Origin of the sequence: Ruegeria sp. HKCCA5839 (assembly GCF_013035585.1) — a bacterium.
Lineage (GTDB): Bacteria > Pseudomonadota > Alphaproteobacteria > Rhodobacterales > Rhodobacteraceae > Ruegeria.
Genome location: NZ_WQIE01000001.1, coordinates 917,658 through 930,873 on the forward strand (window position 1 = coordinate 917,658; position 13,216 = coordinate 930,873).

Annotated in this window: 19 protein-coding genes; 9 read left to right on the forward strand and 10 right to left on the reverse strand. The window is 56.8% G+C overall.

The window, feature by feature from the left end:
* Positions 1-64 precede the first annotated feature (64 nt).
* Genes GOV38_RS04485 through GOV38_RS04495 form a run of 3 tightly spaced genes read left to right on the forward strand, consistent with a single transcriptional unit; the run spans position 65 to position 2,195 of the window.
* The gene (locus tag GOV38_RS04485; RefSeq protein WP_171207760.1) at positions 65-922 is read left to right on the forward strand and encodes a DUF692 family multinuclear iron-containing protein; all 858 of its coding nucleotides are present in this window, start codon (positions 65-67) and stop codon (positions 920-922) included.
* Positions 919-1,680 (forward strand): DNA-binding domain-containing protein, encoded by a 762-nt coding sequence (locus tag GOV38_RS04490; RefSeq protein ID WP_171207761.1) that lies wholly within the window; start codon positions 919-921, stop codon positions 1,678-1,680. Before GOV38_RS04485 ends, GOV38_RS04490 begins: the two co-directional genes overlap by 4 nt.
* A complete protein-coding gene (locus GOV38_RS04495; RefSeq protein ID WP_171098252.1) occupies positions 1,677-2,195 on the forward strand; it encodes a DoxX family membrane protein in 519 nt (172 codons plus the stop codon). The genes GOV38_RS04490 and GOV38_RS04495 overlap by 4 nt, the downstream gene beginning before the upstream one ends.
* 1 nt (position 2,196) lies before the next feature.
* Here the strand turns inward: GOV38_RS04495 and GOV38_RS04500 are convergent, their stop codons facing one another.
* Together GOV38_RS04500 and GOV38_RS04505 are read right to left on the reverse strand one after the other, a co-directional pair.
* Positions 2,197-2,565, reverse strand: a complete 369-nt coding sequence (locus GOV38_RS04500; RefSeq protein WP_171128833.1) for a hypothetical protein — start codon at positions 2,563-2,565, stop codon at positions 2,197-2,199.
* 41 nt (positions 2,566-2,606) lie between these two features.
* Entirely contained in the window at positions 2,607-2,924 is a 318-nt protein-coding gene (locus tag GOV38_RS04505; RefSeq protein ID WP_171207762.1) for an ArsC/Spx/MgsR family protein, read from the reverse strand.
* 214 nt (positions 2,925-3,138) lie between these two features.
* Between GOV38_RS04505 and GOV38_RS04510 the strand changes: the two genes are divergently transcribed.
* Positions 3,139-3,345, forward strand: coding sequence for a cold-shock protein (locus tag GOV38_RS04510; protein WP_008758035.1), 207 nt, complete (start codon positions 3,139-3,141; stop codon positions 3,343-3,345).
* Positions 3,346-3,421: 76 nt separating this feature from the next.
* On the opposite strand, the gene GOV38_RS04515 is transcribed toward GOV38_RS04510, so the two are convergent.
* Positions 3,422-3,712: a hypothetical protein gene (locus tag GOV38_RS04515; RefSeq protein ID WP_171207763.1), complete on the reverse strand. Its 291-nt coding sequence runs from the start codon at positions 3,710-3,712 to the stop codon at positions 3,422-3,424.
* A 71-nt stretch (positions 3,713-3,783) separates the two neighbouring features.
* Positions 3,784-4,695, reverse strand: a complete 912-nt coding sequence (gene thyX / locus GOV38_RS04520; protein ID WP_171207764.1) for an FAD-dependent thymidylate synthase — start codon at positions 4,693-4,695, stop codon at positions 3,784-3,786.
* Between the two features lie 176 nt (positions 4,696-4,871).
* On the opposite strand from thyX, the gene GOV38_RS04525 reads away from it, so the two are divergent.
* The gene (locus GOV38_RS04525; protein WP_171098242.1) at positions 4,872-5,300 is read left to right on the forward strand and encodes a VOC family protein; all 429 of its coding nucleotides are present in this window, start codon (positions 4,872-4,874) and stop codon (positions 5,298-5,300) included.
* A gap of 61 nt (positions 5,301-5,361) precedes the next feature.
* On the opposite strand, the gene GOV38_RS04530 is transcribed toward GOV38_RS04525, so the two are convergent.
* The 3 genes from GOV38_RS04530 to GOV38_RS04540 all read right to left on the reverse strand — a co-directional run bounded on the left by GOV38_RS04530 (position 5,362) and on the right by GOV38_RS04540 (position 6,584).
* A complete protein-coding gene (locus GOV38_RS04530) occupies positions 5,362-5,859 on the reverse strand; it encodes a MarR family winged helix-turn-helix transcriptional regulator (protein ID WP_171098240.1) in 498 nt (165 codons plus the stop codon).
* A gap of 78 nt (positions 5,860-5,937) precedes the next feature.
* Complete coding sequence (locus GOV38_RS04535) at positions 5,938-6,195, reverse strand: succinate dehydrogenase assembly factor 2 (protein ID WP_171098238.1); 258 nt, start codon at positions 6,193-6,195, stop codon at positions 5,938-5,940.
* A complete protein-coding gene (locus GOV38_RS04540) occupies positions 6,192-6,584 on the reverse strand; it encodes a helix-turn-helix domain-containing protein (protein ID WP_171128825.1) in 393 nt (130 codons plus the stop codon). Before GOV38_RS04540 ends, GOV38_RS04535 begins: the two co-directional genes overlap by 4 nt.
* A 91-nt stretch (positions 6,585-6,675) precedes the next feature.
* On the opposite strand from GOV38_RS04540, the gene GOV38_RS04545 reads away from it, so the two are divergent.
* Both GOV38_RS04545 and GOV38_RS04550 read left to right on the forward strand, forming a co-directional pair.
* Positions 6,676-7,878, forward strand: coding sequence for a pyridoxal phosphate-dependent aminotransferase (locus tag GOV38_RS04545; RefSeq protein ID WP_171207765.1), 1,203 nt, complete (start codon positions 6,676-6,678; stop codon positions 7,876-7,878).
* 12 nt (positions 7,879-7,890) lie between these two features.
* Positions 7,891-8,292 carry a hypothetical protein gene (locus tag GOV38_RS04550; protein ID WP_171207766.1) on the forward strand — a complete coding sequence of 134 codons (402 nt, stop codon included), beginning with the start codon at positions 7,891-7,893 and terminating at the stop codon, positions 8,290-8,292.
* A gap of 3 nt (positions 8,293-8,295) precedes the next feature.
* Here GOV38_RS04550 and GOV38_RS04555 read toward each other — a convergent pair whose 3' ends face one another.
* Together GOV38_RS04555 and ppk2 are read right to left on the reverse strand one after the other, a co-directional pair.
* Complete coding sequence (locus tag GOV38_RS04555) at positions 8,296-9,660, reverse strand: MATE family efflux transporter (protein WP_171207767.1); 1,365 nt, start codon at positions 9,658-9,660, stop codon at positions 8,296-8,298.
* Positions 9,661-9,742: 82 nt separating this feature from the next.
* Complete coding sequence (gene ppk2, locus GOV38_RS04560) at positions 9,743-10,687, reverse strand: polyphosphate kinase 2 (RefSeq protein WP_171098229.1); 945 nt, start codon at positions 10,685-10,687, stop codon at positions 9,743-9,745.
* Positions 10,688-10,825: 138 nt separating this feature from the next.
* Between ppk2 and GOV38_RS04565 the strand changes: the two genes are divergently transcribed.
* Entirely contained in the window at positions 10,826-11,704 is an 879-nt protein-coding gene (locus tag GOV38_RS04565) for an alpha/beta fold hydrolase (RefSeq protein ID WP_171207768.1), read from the forward strand.
* Positions 11,705-11,718: 14 nt separating this feature from the next.
* On the opposite strand, the gene GOV38_RS04570 is transcribed toward GOV38_RS04565, so the two are convergent.
* Positions 11,719-12,327: a carboxymuconolactone decarboxylase family protein gene (locus GOV38_RS04570; RefSeq protein WP_171207769.1), complete on the reverse strand. Its 609-nt coding sequence runs from the start codon at positions 12,325-12,327 to the stop codon at positions 11,719-11,721.
* A 194-nt stretch (positions 12,328-12,521) separates the two neighbouring features.
* On the opposite strand from GOV38_RS04570, the gene GOV38_RS04575 reads away from it, so the two are divergent.
* Positions 12,522-13,094 carry a hypothetical protein gene (locus GOV38_RS04575; protein ID WP_171207770.1) on the forward strand — a complete coding sequence of 191 codons (573 nt, stop codon included), beginning with the start codon at positions 12,522-12,524 and terminating at the stop codon, positions 13,092-13,094.
* Positions 13,095-13,216 lie beyond the last annotated feature (122 nt).

The following is a 13,216-nucleotide window of genomic DNA, read 5'->3' on the forward strand; positions in this document are numbered from 1 at the left end:
CCTAAGAACAGCAAAAGGGCGGGCACCATCGCCCGCCCTTTCGTCGTGATTGAGGAAGTGAAAAATGTTGGACAATACTTATCGGTCAAATCGCCTACCGGCGGCACCGGGTGTGGGATATAAACCTCAGCATTTTTCCCAGATACTCGAACATGCAGACCCAGTGGCATGGCTGGAAATACATGCCGAGAATTACATGGGCGACGGCGGGCGTCCTCTGGCGCAGTTGCGTCACCTCTCCGAACAGTTTCCCATTTCCGTGCACGGCGTTGGCCTGTCGATCGGTGGCGAAGGTCCACTTGATCCAGACCACCTAGCGCGGTTGAAACACTTGGTTGGATGGTTGAATCCAGCCAGCTTTTCCGAGCATCTGGCCTGGTCGACACATGACAGCCATTTCCTGAATGACCTGCTGCCCCTTCCTTATACCGACAGCACTTTGGCCCGCGTCTGCGAGCATGTCGATCAAGTGCAGGACGTAGTTGGGCGGCAGATGCTGCTGGAAAACCCCTCCAGCTATCTTGCCTTCGAGGAAAGCACCTGGTCCGAGACCGATTTTCTGCGCGAAGTTTCGAACCGAACCGGTTGCGGTCTGCTTTTGGACGTCAACAACGTCTTCGTGTCCGCCACCAATCTCGACTATTCACCACAAGGGTATATCGACGCATATCCGCTTGAAAAAGTGGGTGAAATTCACTTAGGGGGCCATGACGAGGACGAGGATGATCACGGTCGCCCTCTGTTGATCGACAGTCACGGCCGCGAAGTGGTCGACCCCGTTTGGGCCTTGCTGGACTACGTGTTGGAACGTTCCGGCCCCAAACCCCTGCTGGTCGAATGGGACACCGATGTTCCGGATTGGCCTGTGCTGCGGGCCGAGGCCGAACGTGCGCAGACCGCATTGGATCGGATCCCGGCATGAGTGTGAGCCAATCCAGTTTTCGCTCTGCCCTGTTGGATGCCACTCAACCGGTGCCGCAGGGATTGCTGGACGCTCAAGCGCAGCCGGCAGGACGACGCTTTAGCGTCTATCGCAACAATGTCGCGGTCTCTCTGACCGAGGCCATGCATCAGGCGTTTCCTGTGATCACCAAGTTGCTTGGCGCGCAGAACATGGATGGGCTGGCCGGGATTTTCTTGCGCCAACACCCACCGACCTCGCCTTTGATGATGTTCTATGGCGAAGAGTTTCCAAGTTTTCTAGCTGGCATGCAGCAGCTATCGCATCTGGGATACCTGCCGGACGTCGCGCGTCTGGAACTGGCCCTCAGGCGGTCCTATCACGCAGCAGATGCGCAGCCGATCCCGGCTGAGGCGCTTGCCTTAGATCCCGAAGATCTGATGCGTGCCAAATTGGGCCTCGCACCGTCACTAGAGGTGCTGAAATCGGATTGGCCTATTCATGCGATCTGGGCGTTCAACACACAGCCCGACGCCCCGAAACCCCAGGCCGGAGGTCAAGATATCCTGATCACCCGGCCCGATTACGACCCTCAACCCCACGTCTTGCCCCCTGGTGGAGCAGACTGGATCAACCGCCTGCAAGACGGGCAAACCATCGGCCAAGCCTATGAGGCGACCGCCGCCGAAACCTCCGAGTTCGACCTTGGAACCACACTCGCCCTACTGCTTCAGGGCGAAGCTATAACTTCTGTGACTCTCGAAAGGCTGGAGACATGATTGCCCTGATCTCATCCTACAACAACGCTGTCGAAACGGTGGATGCCAAATCCGGTTGGCTGACCCCAACCCTGGCACGGCTGGTCTTTATCGCCGTCCTTCTTGTGTATTACTGGAACTCGGCTTCGCTGAAGATTGACGGCTCGATCTTCTCGGCCTCCGCCGGTGCCTTTGGCCAGATCTTCCCGAAGGCAGCCGAAGCGGTTTTGTATGACGTCACGCAAATGACCTTTTTCCAGCGCGTCGTGATTTTCTTTGGCACGGTTGCAGAGTTCGTTCTGCCTGCTTTGCTGTTGGTCGGCTTGCTCACCCGCTTTGCCGCCTTGGCGATGATCGGCTTTGTCTGGGTTCAAACCCTGGTCGATGTCACCGGCCACGGCGTTACACTGGGCAGCTTGTTCAATTCCGCGCCTGACCTGATGGATCAGCGTGTGATGTGGACGTTCCTGTTCCTTGTGATCTTTATCAATGGCGCAGGTCCGCTGTCGCTGGACCGTCTGTTGCGTCTGAAGTGATCTAGAAATGTGCCTTGGGCTGATCCGGTTTTCCCGCGGCCAGCCCAAGGACGCCTGCCACTCCGGCAAACACAATCGGGAACATGGTGAAAGCGCCAAAACCAAAGGCGTAGTACATGCCCGCAGCTGAAATCAGCAAAAACACACCCGCAACCAAAGCCCTCGCATGCGCCATTGCACCACCCGCGATGGCCAAAAGCGGCGCCAAGATTGACACGGTCTGCACCAATCCCGGGTTGTCGACCTGCTCTGCAAGGCCTTCGATTTCTCCGAACTGATTGATCAGCGCGACAAAACCATATCCAAAGAAACCGACTATCATTCCGATCAGGCCAGCGACGATACCCAAGATCATGGCGGCGTTGCGCATTTATCATTCTCCAAACTGGTCGGGTTCAGATAAGAAGCCGATCAAGCGATGCCAAGACCTTTACGGGTTTCTTCAGTCCACCCCAAGAAAAGTGCGCCCTCGTTCTCGATCAAAGGCCGTTTCATCAAAGTGGGATGATCAACCAAAAGCTCCAGCGGTGGTCTTGCGCGTTGTGTTTCGTCCAAATCGCGCCATGTGGTCGATCGGGTATTGAGCAAAGCCTTGCCGAAAGTTTCAAACGCTTGCGAAAGGACCGATTTCGGTACACCCTCTGCCCTGACGTCAACAAACTCGGCATTTGGAAGAGATTTCAGTGCCTTACGACAAGTATCGCAAGTCTTTAGTCCATAAAGGCGCATATTTCGAGAGTTCCTGTTTTTGATGCAAAAATGGGCAAAAACGCCGACTGATCCCGGTTATTCTTGATTTTTTGCTTTACCGTGCAATGTTGAAAAAGGTGAAACACGCAATCCGGGCCGTATCGTTTGGGCGAAACAGTGTTGTATTGCGATCGCGCCAACCACTGCCCCGCCAATTTAGGGGATGACGTGAAAGTAGAAGGAGACACGGGAAATGCCAACCGGCACCGTGAAATGGTTTAATACCACTAAAGGCTACGGGTTTATCGCCCCCGATGAAGGCGGCAAAGACGTGTTTGTGCATATCTCAGCCGTTGAACGTTCCGGTCTGACCGGGCTCGCTGATAATCAAAAGGTCTCGTACGAGTTGCAGGACGGACGCGACGGTCGTCAGATGGCGGCTGATTTGAAGCCATTGTAATCGGTTCCGCCCGTAAACCGGGTGAGATTTATTCAGGTTGACGGCCAATTAGCGGCCGTTAACCACACAACAAGACCTATCCCCGCGCAGGATTGTCCTGTTCGTGGGCAAACCAGTGTTCGCCCATGGCCACGATGCAGGACGTGCCGGTGGCGTAGGTCACAACCATGGTCCAATCGCCAGTTTCGCTGGTCCAGACCTCCATCATTTGCTCCGGGCCACGCATACCAGAGGCGGTCTGCTGTGCCCGGAATTGACGTTCCAGCTTGTCATGCATGCGCTCGGTCGGTTCGCAGATCACCTCAGCGATCGGTGATTTCGCCTGCGCCGTACCTGCCAGTAGCAAAGCAAGGCCAATTCCGTTCATCGATTGTCTCAGCATCATGAAACCAATGTAACGGTTTCATGACGTCTTGTATAGACAACTGATATGCGAATTCAGCCTTCGCGTATCACATCCTGAAACTCACGCCATTCCCGCGCCGTCAGGCCTGATGTCTCTTGCGTCACATCCTCGCCGACCAGCATACGGCGCAGACAAGTGACCATCTGGGCCGACAGACTCACCGCACCCAATCGGTAATCTTCGAACGCGCGATAGGCAAAGGGCACCCAGTCCGACACGATTTTGCACATGGCATCCGCATAGACCCGGATCTCGTATTGCGCATGTGGATCGGCGCGCAGGCGCAGGAAGTGGAACAGGTTGTGCAAATCAACCTTCCAATACCATTGGGTATAGATATTGGCGGGCAGGTTCATCCGCGCGAGTTCACGGGCCAGACCCTGCTGGCCGTCCTGATCAATCATCGCCTCGTAATTGTCGTAGCAGCGCGCGCTGTCGGCCTTGAGGATTTCCAGCACGCGCGCGGCCTCTTCCCCTTGCAGCGCTTCGCCCCGGCCCTGGTTGTTGATCTCGGATTGTGCCGCCACATGTTCGGGGGCCGGGATATAGAATTCGCGGTCCAGGATCGAATAGCGGGCCGAGTATTCGTTCACATTCGCGGTCCGATGGCGGATCCACTGGCGGGCAACAAAGACGGGCAGTTTGACGTGCAATTTGATCTCGCACATCTCGAACGGGGTCGAGTGCCAATGGCGCATCAGATAGCGAATTAGCCCTTCATCATTCTGTACCGATTTGGTGCCCTTGCCATAGGACACCCGAGCGGCCTGACAAATGGCAGCGTCATCCCCCATATAGTCGATCACGCGAACAAAGCCATGGTCCAGCACTTGATGCGCCGTGTAGAGATGATCCTCCATGCCCTCGGCCACGACACGGCGCGTCGGTTGTGACTGCGCCCGTTGTGCCTCAATTTCGGCCTGCTGGTCGGCGGACAAAGGCATGAAACTCTCCTTTTCAACAATGAGTCGCTGGCCACTATATCTCGACATCGTGACCACAGGAACCGCGAGATGTGGGTCGGCGTCAGGTTTTCGCACTTCTTCGCACCCTGCCCCCTCGACAGTCATGGGCTGCGCGCTAAGGTGCAGGTCATCTAATGTATCGAAAGGAAGCCACGATGGCGCTGACATATCTGCACACCATGGTCCGCGTGAAGGATCTGGAGAAATCAATGGCCTTCTATGAATTGCTGGGTCTCAAGGAAATTCGTCGGCATGACAGCGAAGCGGGACGCTTTTCGCTGATCTTCATGGCACCTCCGGGTCAGGAAGACGCACCGATTGAATTGACCCATAATTGGGATGGCGATGATGAATTGCCCAGCGACAGCCGCCATTTCGGCCACCTCGCCTATGGCGTCGACAACATCTACGAGATGTGCCAGCACCTGCAGGATAATGGTGTCACCATCAACCGCCCACCGCGCGATGGCCGTATGGCTTTTGTCCGCTCACCTGACAATATCTCGGTCGAGCTGCTGCAAAACGGTGATGCGCTGGAACCGGCGGAACCCTGGGCCAGCATGGAAAGCACCGGCCACTGGTAATCCCATTTGATCAGAAGGGCTGGCCGCGTTGGCCAGCTTTTTCATTGGCGCGCTTGCGAGGTCAGTAGATATAGCGAATCTGGTCCGTCCAATATCTCTCCACCCGGCGCAACGAACTGGTGATATCCTCGATCCCTTCAGCGCCCAGCACACCCCGTCCCTGCAGGCCTTCGGCGTGACGGGCGAACAACTCTGAAACGATATCACGGATCTCTCGCCCGCGCGGGGTAAGCCGGACTCGGACGGATCTGCGGTCAATTTCGCAGCGCTGGTGGTGCATATAGCCCATTTCGACCAGTTTCTTGAGATTGTAGCTCACGTTGCTGCCCTGATAGTAACCACGGCTCTTCAATTCACCGGCGGTGACTTCATGGTCGCCAATGTTGAACAGCAACAAGGCCTGAACCGCGTTGATCTCAAGCACGCCGACCCGCTCGAACTCATCCTTAATGACGTCCAGCAGCAGCCGGTGCAAACGCTCAACCAGGGCCAGCGCTTCCAGATAGCTGTTCATAAAGCCCTTACTGCCCGGTGTGGAAACCTGCATTTCCATACTCATACGATCCTCCGATTCACTCGCGCCGTTTAAGACAGGATGACGCGAATTCCCGAAAAATCGGTTAAGCCGTATTTTGTGTTATTTTTGAAACGTTTGCGCGATGTCAGAAATCAGATCGGCCAAAGCCTGCGGCGGTGCGGCCTGCCCTGTCACCCATTGGTACAGATCCTGATCATTCTCAAGCAGCAACTGATCATATAAATCCAACGCAGCGTCATCCATGGCCGCCAAATTGCGATCCGCATACGCGGCCAGGATCAAATCCATCTCTTTGATACCGCGCCGCATCGAGCGCATTTGCATACGCTTGATCCGGTTCTCTCGGGTCTCACTCATGCGCTGCGTTCCAGCGTTCGACGCAGCGCCTTTTCGACCCGAGCCAGTTTTTCCGAACTGGCCCGCATCTCGCCGCGGATCGCGCGGATTTCGGCCAAAAGCGGAGCCAGTTCGGTATCCAGCGGCTCCTCGTCCAGCGGAGACTCAGTCCCCTCGCCCTCGCCAGTCAGCAGCCAGCGGATCGAGACATTCAACATGCCCGCCATCATCGACAATTTGTTGGCACGCGGTTCAGACAAATCGTCTTCCCAGTTGACGATTGTGGCCTTTTTCACCCCCAGACGACGCGCCAACTGAACCTGCGTCATTCCGGCAGCTTCGCGCGCACCTGCGACCCGATCCCCAAAGGTTGCGGCCTCGGGTCCGAACCAATCCGTTTCTTCATTCATACGCGCTCAGGGCTCCTGTGCTCTATCGGCTTGATCGTCTTTGGGCGGCACCCTATGACAGTCCCGATCAACATACAAACCGAGGCCCGACATGAGTTTTCTGTCTGCGACACTGTCACGCGTCAAACCTTCGCCGACCATCGCAATGACGGCGAAGGCCGCCGAATTGAAAGCCGCTGGCCGTGACATCATCGGGCTGAGCGCGGGCGAACCCGATTTCGACACGCCGCAGAACATCAAGGACGCGGCAGTGGCGGCGATTGCGGCGGGCAAGACCAAATACACAGCCCCCGATGGTATCCCCGAGCTGAAACAGGCGGTTTGCGCCAAAATGAAGCGCGATCACGGGCTGGACTATGCTCCGGCGCAGATTTCGGTGGGCACGGGTGGCAAGCAGACGCTCTATAACGCGTTCATGGCAACGCTGAACGACGGGGATGAAGTTATCATCCCGGCCCCCTATTGGGTCAGCTATCCCGACATGGTTCTTCTGGCCGGGGGCACGCCGGTTGTTGTCGAAACCTCTCTGGAAAACCGCTTCAAATTAACGCCAGACCAGCTAGAGGCCGCGATCACACCAAAAACCAAGTGGTTCATCTTCAACTCGCCGTCGAACCCCACCGGTGCCGGGTACAATCGCGCCGAATTGAAGGCCCTGACAGATGTTCTGCTGCGTCATCCTCATGTTTGGGTGATGACCGATGATATGTATGAACACCTTGCCTATGGCGATTTCGACTTCTGCACCCCTGCCGAAGTTGAACCGCAGCTTTATGATCGAACGCTGACCTGCAACGGGGTGTCCAAAGCCTATGCCATGACCGGTTGGCGGATTGGCTATGCGGCCGGTCCGGTCGAGTTGATTGCGGCCATGCGCAAGATCCAGTCACAATCCACATCGAACCCGTCTTCGATCAGCCAATGGGCCGCCGTTGAGGCATTGAACGGAACGCAGGACTTCCTGGCACCCAATAGTGCGTTGTTCAAACGCCGCCGGGATCTTGTTGTTGAGCGTCTCAATCAGATCGACGGCATAACGTGTCCCACGCCCGAGGGCGCGTTTTATGTCTATCCGTCCATCGTCGGGCTGATCGGAAAAACCTCGGCTGCGGGAACGTTGATCGACTCGGACGAGGCCTTTGCCACCGCGTTGCTCGAAGAGTCTGATGTGGCTGTCGTCTTTGGCGCGGCCTTTGGCTTGTCTCCCAACTTTCGCGTCAGCTATGCGACTTCGGATGCTGCATTGACCGAGGCTTGCGACCGTATTGAGCGGTTCTGCGCGGGCCTCACCTGATCGGAGGACGGCATGTCCACTGAATTGCCCGAGTATTACTTCCGTGTCCGCGAGAACGGTGCCGCCGTGTTCAAGGTGGACACGGCAAACCGGCATCAGCGGATCGAGATGACGCAGATCGCTGTGCTGAACATTCGCAACGGCGAAGTCAAACCACATGGTCAGCAGGTTTTGACCGAGGTCGACAAAGCAGAGATTGATCGCTGGATGGACGCGCGCAAAGCCGTGCTGGCGCAGCGCGATATGGATGATATCCACCGGGCCGTCGACCATCTGAACCTGACCACTCAATGGGCACAATCCAAGGCCACGGAGGCTCAGTTGGAAGACGTCACCGACCGGTTGCTCATGGCGATGCACGATCTGCGCACGGTTTTGGTGCGCAAAAAGGCGGATCGGCTGTCCGGAAAATAGTGGCTAGGTCGCCGGAAGTGCGATTGCACGCACGGCATGCAACCAGAACCGCGCCATCAACAAGACGGCAGCACAGGCCAATCCCAGCACCAGCCCCAGCCAGACGCCGATACCATTCATGCCTTGAACAAAGCCAAAATAGTAGGACGCGGGCAGCCCAATGACCCAATAGCTGAGCGCCGCCATCACCATCGGTGCTTTGGCATCCTGCAAGCCACGTAGCAATCCAAGCGCGATGACCTGAGCGCCATCCACCAGTTGAAACAACGCAGCCATCGCCAAAAGGCCCGTCCCGATCATCAGAATCTCGGGCCGCTGCGGATCACCGGATTTCATGAACAGTGAAATCAGCGGCTCGGCACAGGTCAGGAACAAGATGATCGTTGCCAGCGACATGATCAGAGACATGACCGTGACGGTGACCGCGCCTTTCTCAAGATGTGCCCGGTCCTGACGCCCCAAAGCGTTGCCTGCGCGGATCGTGGCCACGTTCGACAAGCCCAGATGCACCATGAAGGTGGCCGACGCGAGATTGAGCGCGATGCCATGGGCCGCCAGCGGCACCGGCCCAAGCCAGCCCATCATCACGGCTGAAGCTGCAAAAAGCGAAACCTCGGCCAAAGTGGTCAGACCGATGGGCACGCCCAAACGCAGCACGCTCATGAACATGTCCCAATCCGGTCGCCAAAACCTTTGGAACAGGCTGTGCTCCGGCAGTACCCGCACCGCATAGATCACCACGCAAAGCAAAGACACGATCTGAGTGACAACCGACGCAATCGCGGCCCCCTGCACCCCAAGCTCGGGCGCGCCCCAGTTGCCGAAGATAAGCGCATAGTTGGTCAACCCGTTGACCACCGCCGCCACAACGGTGATCCACAACACGATCTGGGTCCGCTCCAACGCCGCCAGATAGGATTTCATGACCATGACCAACAGCGCAGGAAACAAGCCCCAGCCAGCAATGCGCAGGTATTCTGACGCAGTTTCAGCCACTTGCGGCTCTTGCTTGATGGCGATCAGAACCGGGTAGGACCACCACAGCAAAGGCATCATGATCACGGAATAGATCAGCGACAGCCACAACCCCATGCGGGTAGACCGACGAATGCGCGTCTGATCTTCTTCGGCGGCAGCGGTGGCAACCATCGGCATGACCGCCCAGCCAAACCCGGCACCAAACAGGAACAGAACAAAGAAATAGCTGCTGGCCAATGTCACCGCCGCCAGCGCTTCGACCCCGTACCATCCCAGCATGACGGTATCGGTCAGACCAATGGCAAACTGCGCCAGATGGCCGCCGATCAGCGGCAGCCCCAGCACAGTAATGGCCCGTACATGGCCGCGATATGTCATCCCGTTTTGCATTCCGCCAGCCTTAGTCCTGACCGATGGATCGGGCAAGAGCCGGCGCGTGAAATTTCAAAACGAGACCAGGTGAAACAGCGCCCTATTTGGGTTCGGAAGCGGCAGAGCTATCCGACTCGGGGTGCAGCGACGCCCCAAGAATATGGTCTGACTGCCGGATCACATGATGCGCCTGCCCCACGATCAAAGGGTCTGGCTCACCCACCAGATCATGATCTTTATCCGGGTATTCCAGCGTCGACAGGAAATGGCGCATACAGTTAAGCCGGGCGCGCTTTTTGTCATTGGATTTCACGATGGTCCAAGGCGCATCGGCGGTATCCGTATAGAAAAACATCGCCTCTTTCGCCTCGGTATAGTCTTCCCACTTATCCAGGCTTGCCTTGTCGATGGGCGACAGCTTCCACTGTTTCAGCGGGTCCGTCTCACGGCTTTTGAACCGGCGCTGCTGTTCGTCCTGCGTGACCGAAAACCAGTATTTGTAAAGCTGAATGCCCGAGCGCACCAGCATCCGCTCCAGATCCGGCGTTTGGCGCATGAACTCAAGGTATTCGTTGGCCGAACAGAAGCCCATTACCCGTTCAACACCCGCGCGGTTGTACCAGGACCGGTCATAAAAGACCATTTCACCAACCGTTGGCAGCTCTTGCACGTAGCGTTGGTAATACCATTGGCCCTTCTCTTCCCAAGTGGGTTTGTTCAGGGCCACAACGCGGGCCTGACGCGGGTTCAGATGTTCCATGAAACGTTTGATCGTACCGCCCTTGCCCGCGGCGTCCCGGCCTTCGAACAGCAACACAAACCGCTGACCTGTATCCTGCGCCCACAATTGCACCTTCAACAATTCCGCCTGCAGTTTCGCTTTTTGCTTTTCATAGGCCGATCGGGCCATTTTGCGGCCATAGGGGTATTCACCGCTTTCGAAGGCATGCCGGATGTTCTCGACGCTCGGCGCGGTGGCGTTTGCGGGGTTTGGCGCGGAATTCACGCGTTCAAGGTCTGGGGTAAACTGTACTGTCGCGGCCATTCACACTCTCCTGTTTTCATTGTTCTGCTGGCCAGCTAGCAGATTTTCCAATACCCCGCGTTGATTGGAATCAAGTTGACTTGGCCAAGTCGGTGGAAAATTCTGCCCCCTACATCCAAGCCGCATCAAAGGCGCTTCATGAAGACCGAGTTTCGTGACCTGAACGGCCAACCCTTCTGTATCAGAAGCTGGGGCGACCCTAGCCTGCCACCCTTGTTGATGTTGCACGGGTTTCCTGAATTCGGCGCAGCCTGGGGCGATCTCGCTCCGTTTCTGTCCGATCAGTTTCACTGCATTGCCCCCGATCAGCGTGGCTTTGGCCAAAGCTGGGCGCCAGAGGGATCTCAGAACTACGCCCTGCAAGCGCTTGTTTCTGATATGGTTTCTTTAATCGAACAAATCGGCGGACCGGTTACGGTGCTGGGCCACGACTGGGGCGCAGCCGTTGCCTATGGGCTGGCCATGTTCCAGCCCCAGTTGGTCGACCGTCTGATCATCGCCAACGGCGTCCATCCTGTTCCGTTTCAACGCGCTTTGGCGGCCGGAGGTGCACAATCTGAAGCCTCTCAATATATCCATCTATTGCGGTCTGACGCAGCCGTCAGCCATCTGTCAGCCAACAATTTTGCCAAGCTCGAAAAATTTTTTCGTCACGGTATGGGGCGAGATTGGTTGTCGGACCAAGCGATGACAGTCTACCGTACCGAATGGGCCCGTCCGGGGCGATTGCAGGCCATGCTGAACTGGTATCGTGCCTCGCCCCTTGTGATTGCAGAGCCCGGACAGCCGCGCTCAGATGTGCCGGAACTGCCCTTGGACCGTTTGCGCGTCACCTGCCCTCATCTGTTGATCTGGGGCGCAGACGACGTTGCCCTTTTGCCAGAAGCAACCGAAAACCTTGAAGATTTCGCGCCGCGATTGACCCGCATTTCCATCCCGGATGCCGATCACTGGCTGCACCATCAACAGCCCGAGACCGTGGCGCAAGCCATTCTGAACTGGGTACAAGACGCCTGAACCTTGACCGGCATTTAGCGATGTCCCCAATCGTCAGGATTGTCCGAGTTGTTGGGCGACAGACCCAGCACATCCCCTTTGGTCGAGCATCCCAGCCCAAGTACCGTCCGGTTGGCATAGCAGAAATACGCGCAGACCTGATTGATCTCGAGGATTTCACCGTCATCCCACCCTGCCGCGCGCAGAGCCTCGACATCGGCTTCGACCATCTCCCCGGGTGCCTCGGTCAGCTTGCGCGCATAGATCATCGCCGCAACTTGCGCCGCATCCAAAGGTGCGCTCGCCAGATCCCGCGCCTCAATCGCCACCCGGATCGCATCGCCGCGCGCCGCATCCCCAAGCAAACGCTGCAACCCTGCAAAATGATGCTCGACACAATAGCCGCAGCTGTTCAACGAACTGACCCAGACCCCCAGTGTTTCCAGAAACCACTTTGGAATCGTATTGCCCGAGTGATGCAGCACCGCCTTATACATGGCCATATGGCCTTCCATCGAATGCGGCCGCAACGAATGTGCCATCATGATGTTGTCCACATTACCGCCGGGCCCGGTCACCCGGTCATAGAGCTTTTTCAGTTTGCCAGTGGCGCTCTCAAACGGCACCGTTTTGATCCAGCTCATACGCGGTATTCCTCTTCATGCTCGTCGTTGGTGCCAACCTAAAAGCGAAATCTGAGGAAAGCGAGGCCGGTGACAGGCTTGGCGTGCAAAAATGAACCGCTTCGCAACCATGATCTGAAAACCGCTGGGCTATGAGATCGCTTTGGTCGATAAAGGCGTAACTCCTATTTCCAAGTGACCTTTAGATTTCGACCATGCCCTTTTTCCTTCTGATTTTCCTGCTGTCCATCAGCGCGACTGCCATCGCCATCGTGATCCCTTCGTTTTCTGTTTGGCTCTTGCTGTCAGTACCATGCGCCATATCCAGCGCGTTATTGCTTGCACGCAAATGGCTGCGACGCCCCAAGAATTGGGCGGTCATCGACGGCTCGAACGTGATGCATTGGAAGGACGGAGAGCCGAGCCTCGACACAGTTCGCGATGTGGTGGACGCCTTAAAACAGGCCGGTCTGACGCCGGGCGTCGTGTTTGACGCAAATGTCGGATACAAAGTGTCAGATAGATACATGCGTGACACTGCGCTGGCCCCGCACTTGGGTTTGCCCAAAAACCGCGTGATGGTCGCGCCCAAAGGCGTGCCTGCGGATCCTTATGTGCTTCAAGTCGCCAAGGACTATGACGCGACAATCGTGACAAACGACCGCTTCCGCGATTGGGCCGAGGACTATGCCGATGTCATGAACGCCAAAGACCCGGTGCGCGGCGGATACAAAAACGGCAAACTTTGGCTGTCGTTAGACAGAACGGCAGCAGTGGGAAAACGGTAATCCGCCACAAGGCAGAAAGGATCGCGCAGGTTTTCGTCCGGGTAATCCGCCACAACACCTCGCGGCCCTCTTCCCCCGAACCACATCACCTGCCATAATGGGCAAAACGCAAAAAGCAAGAG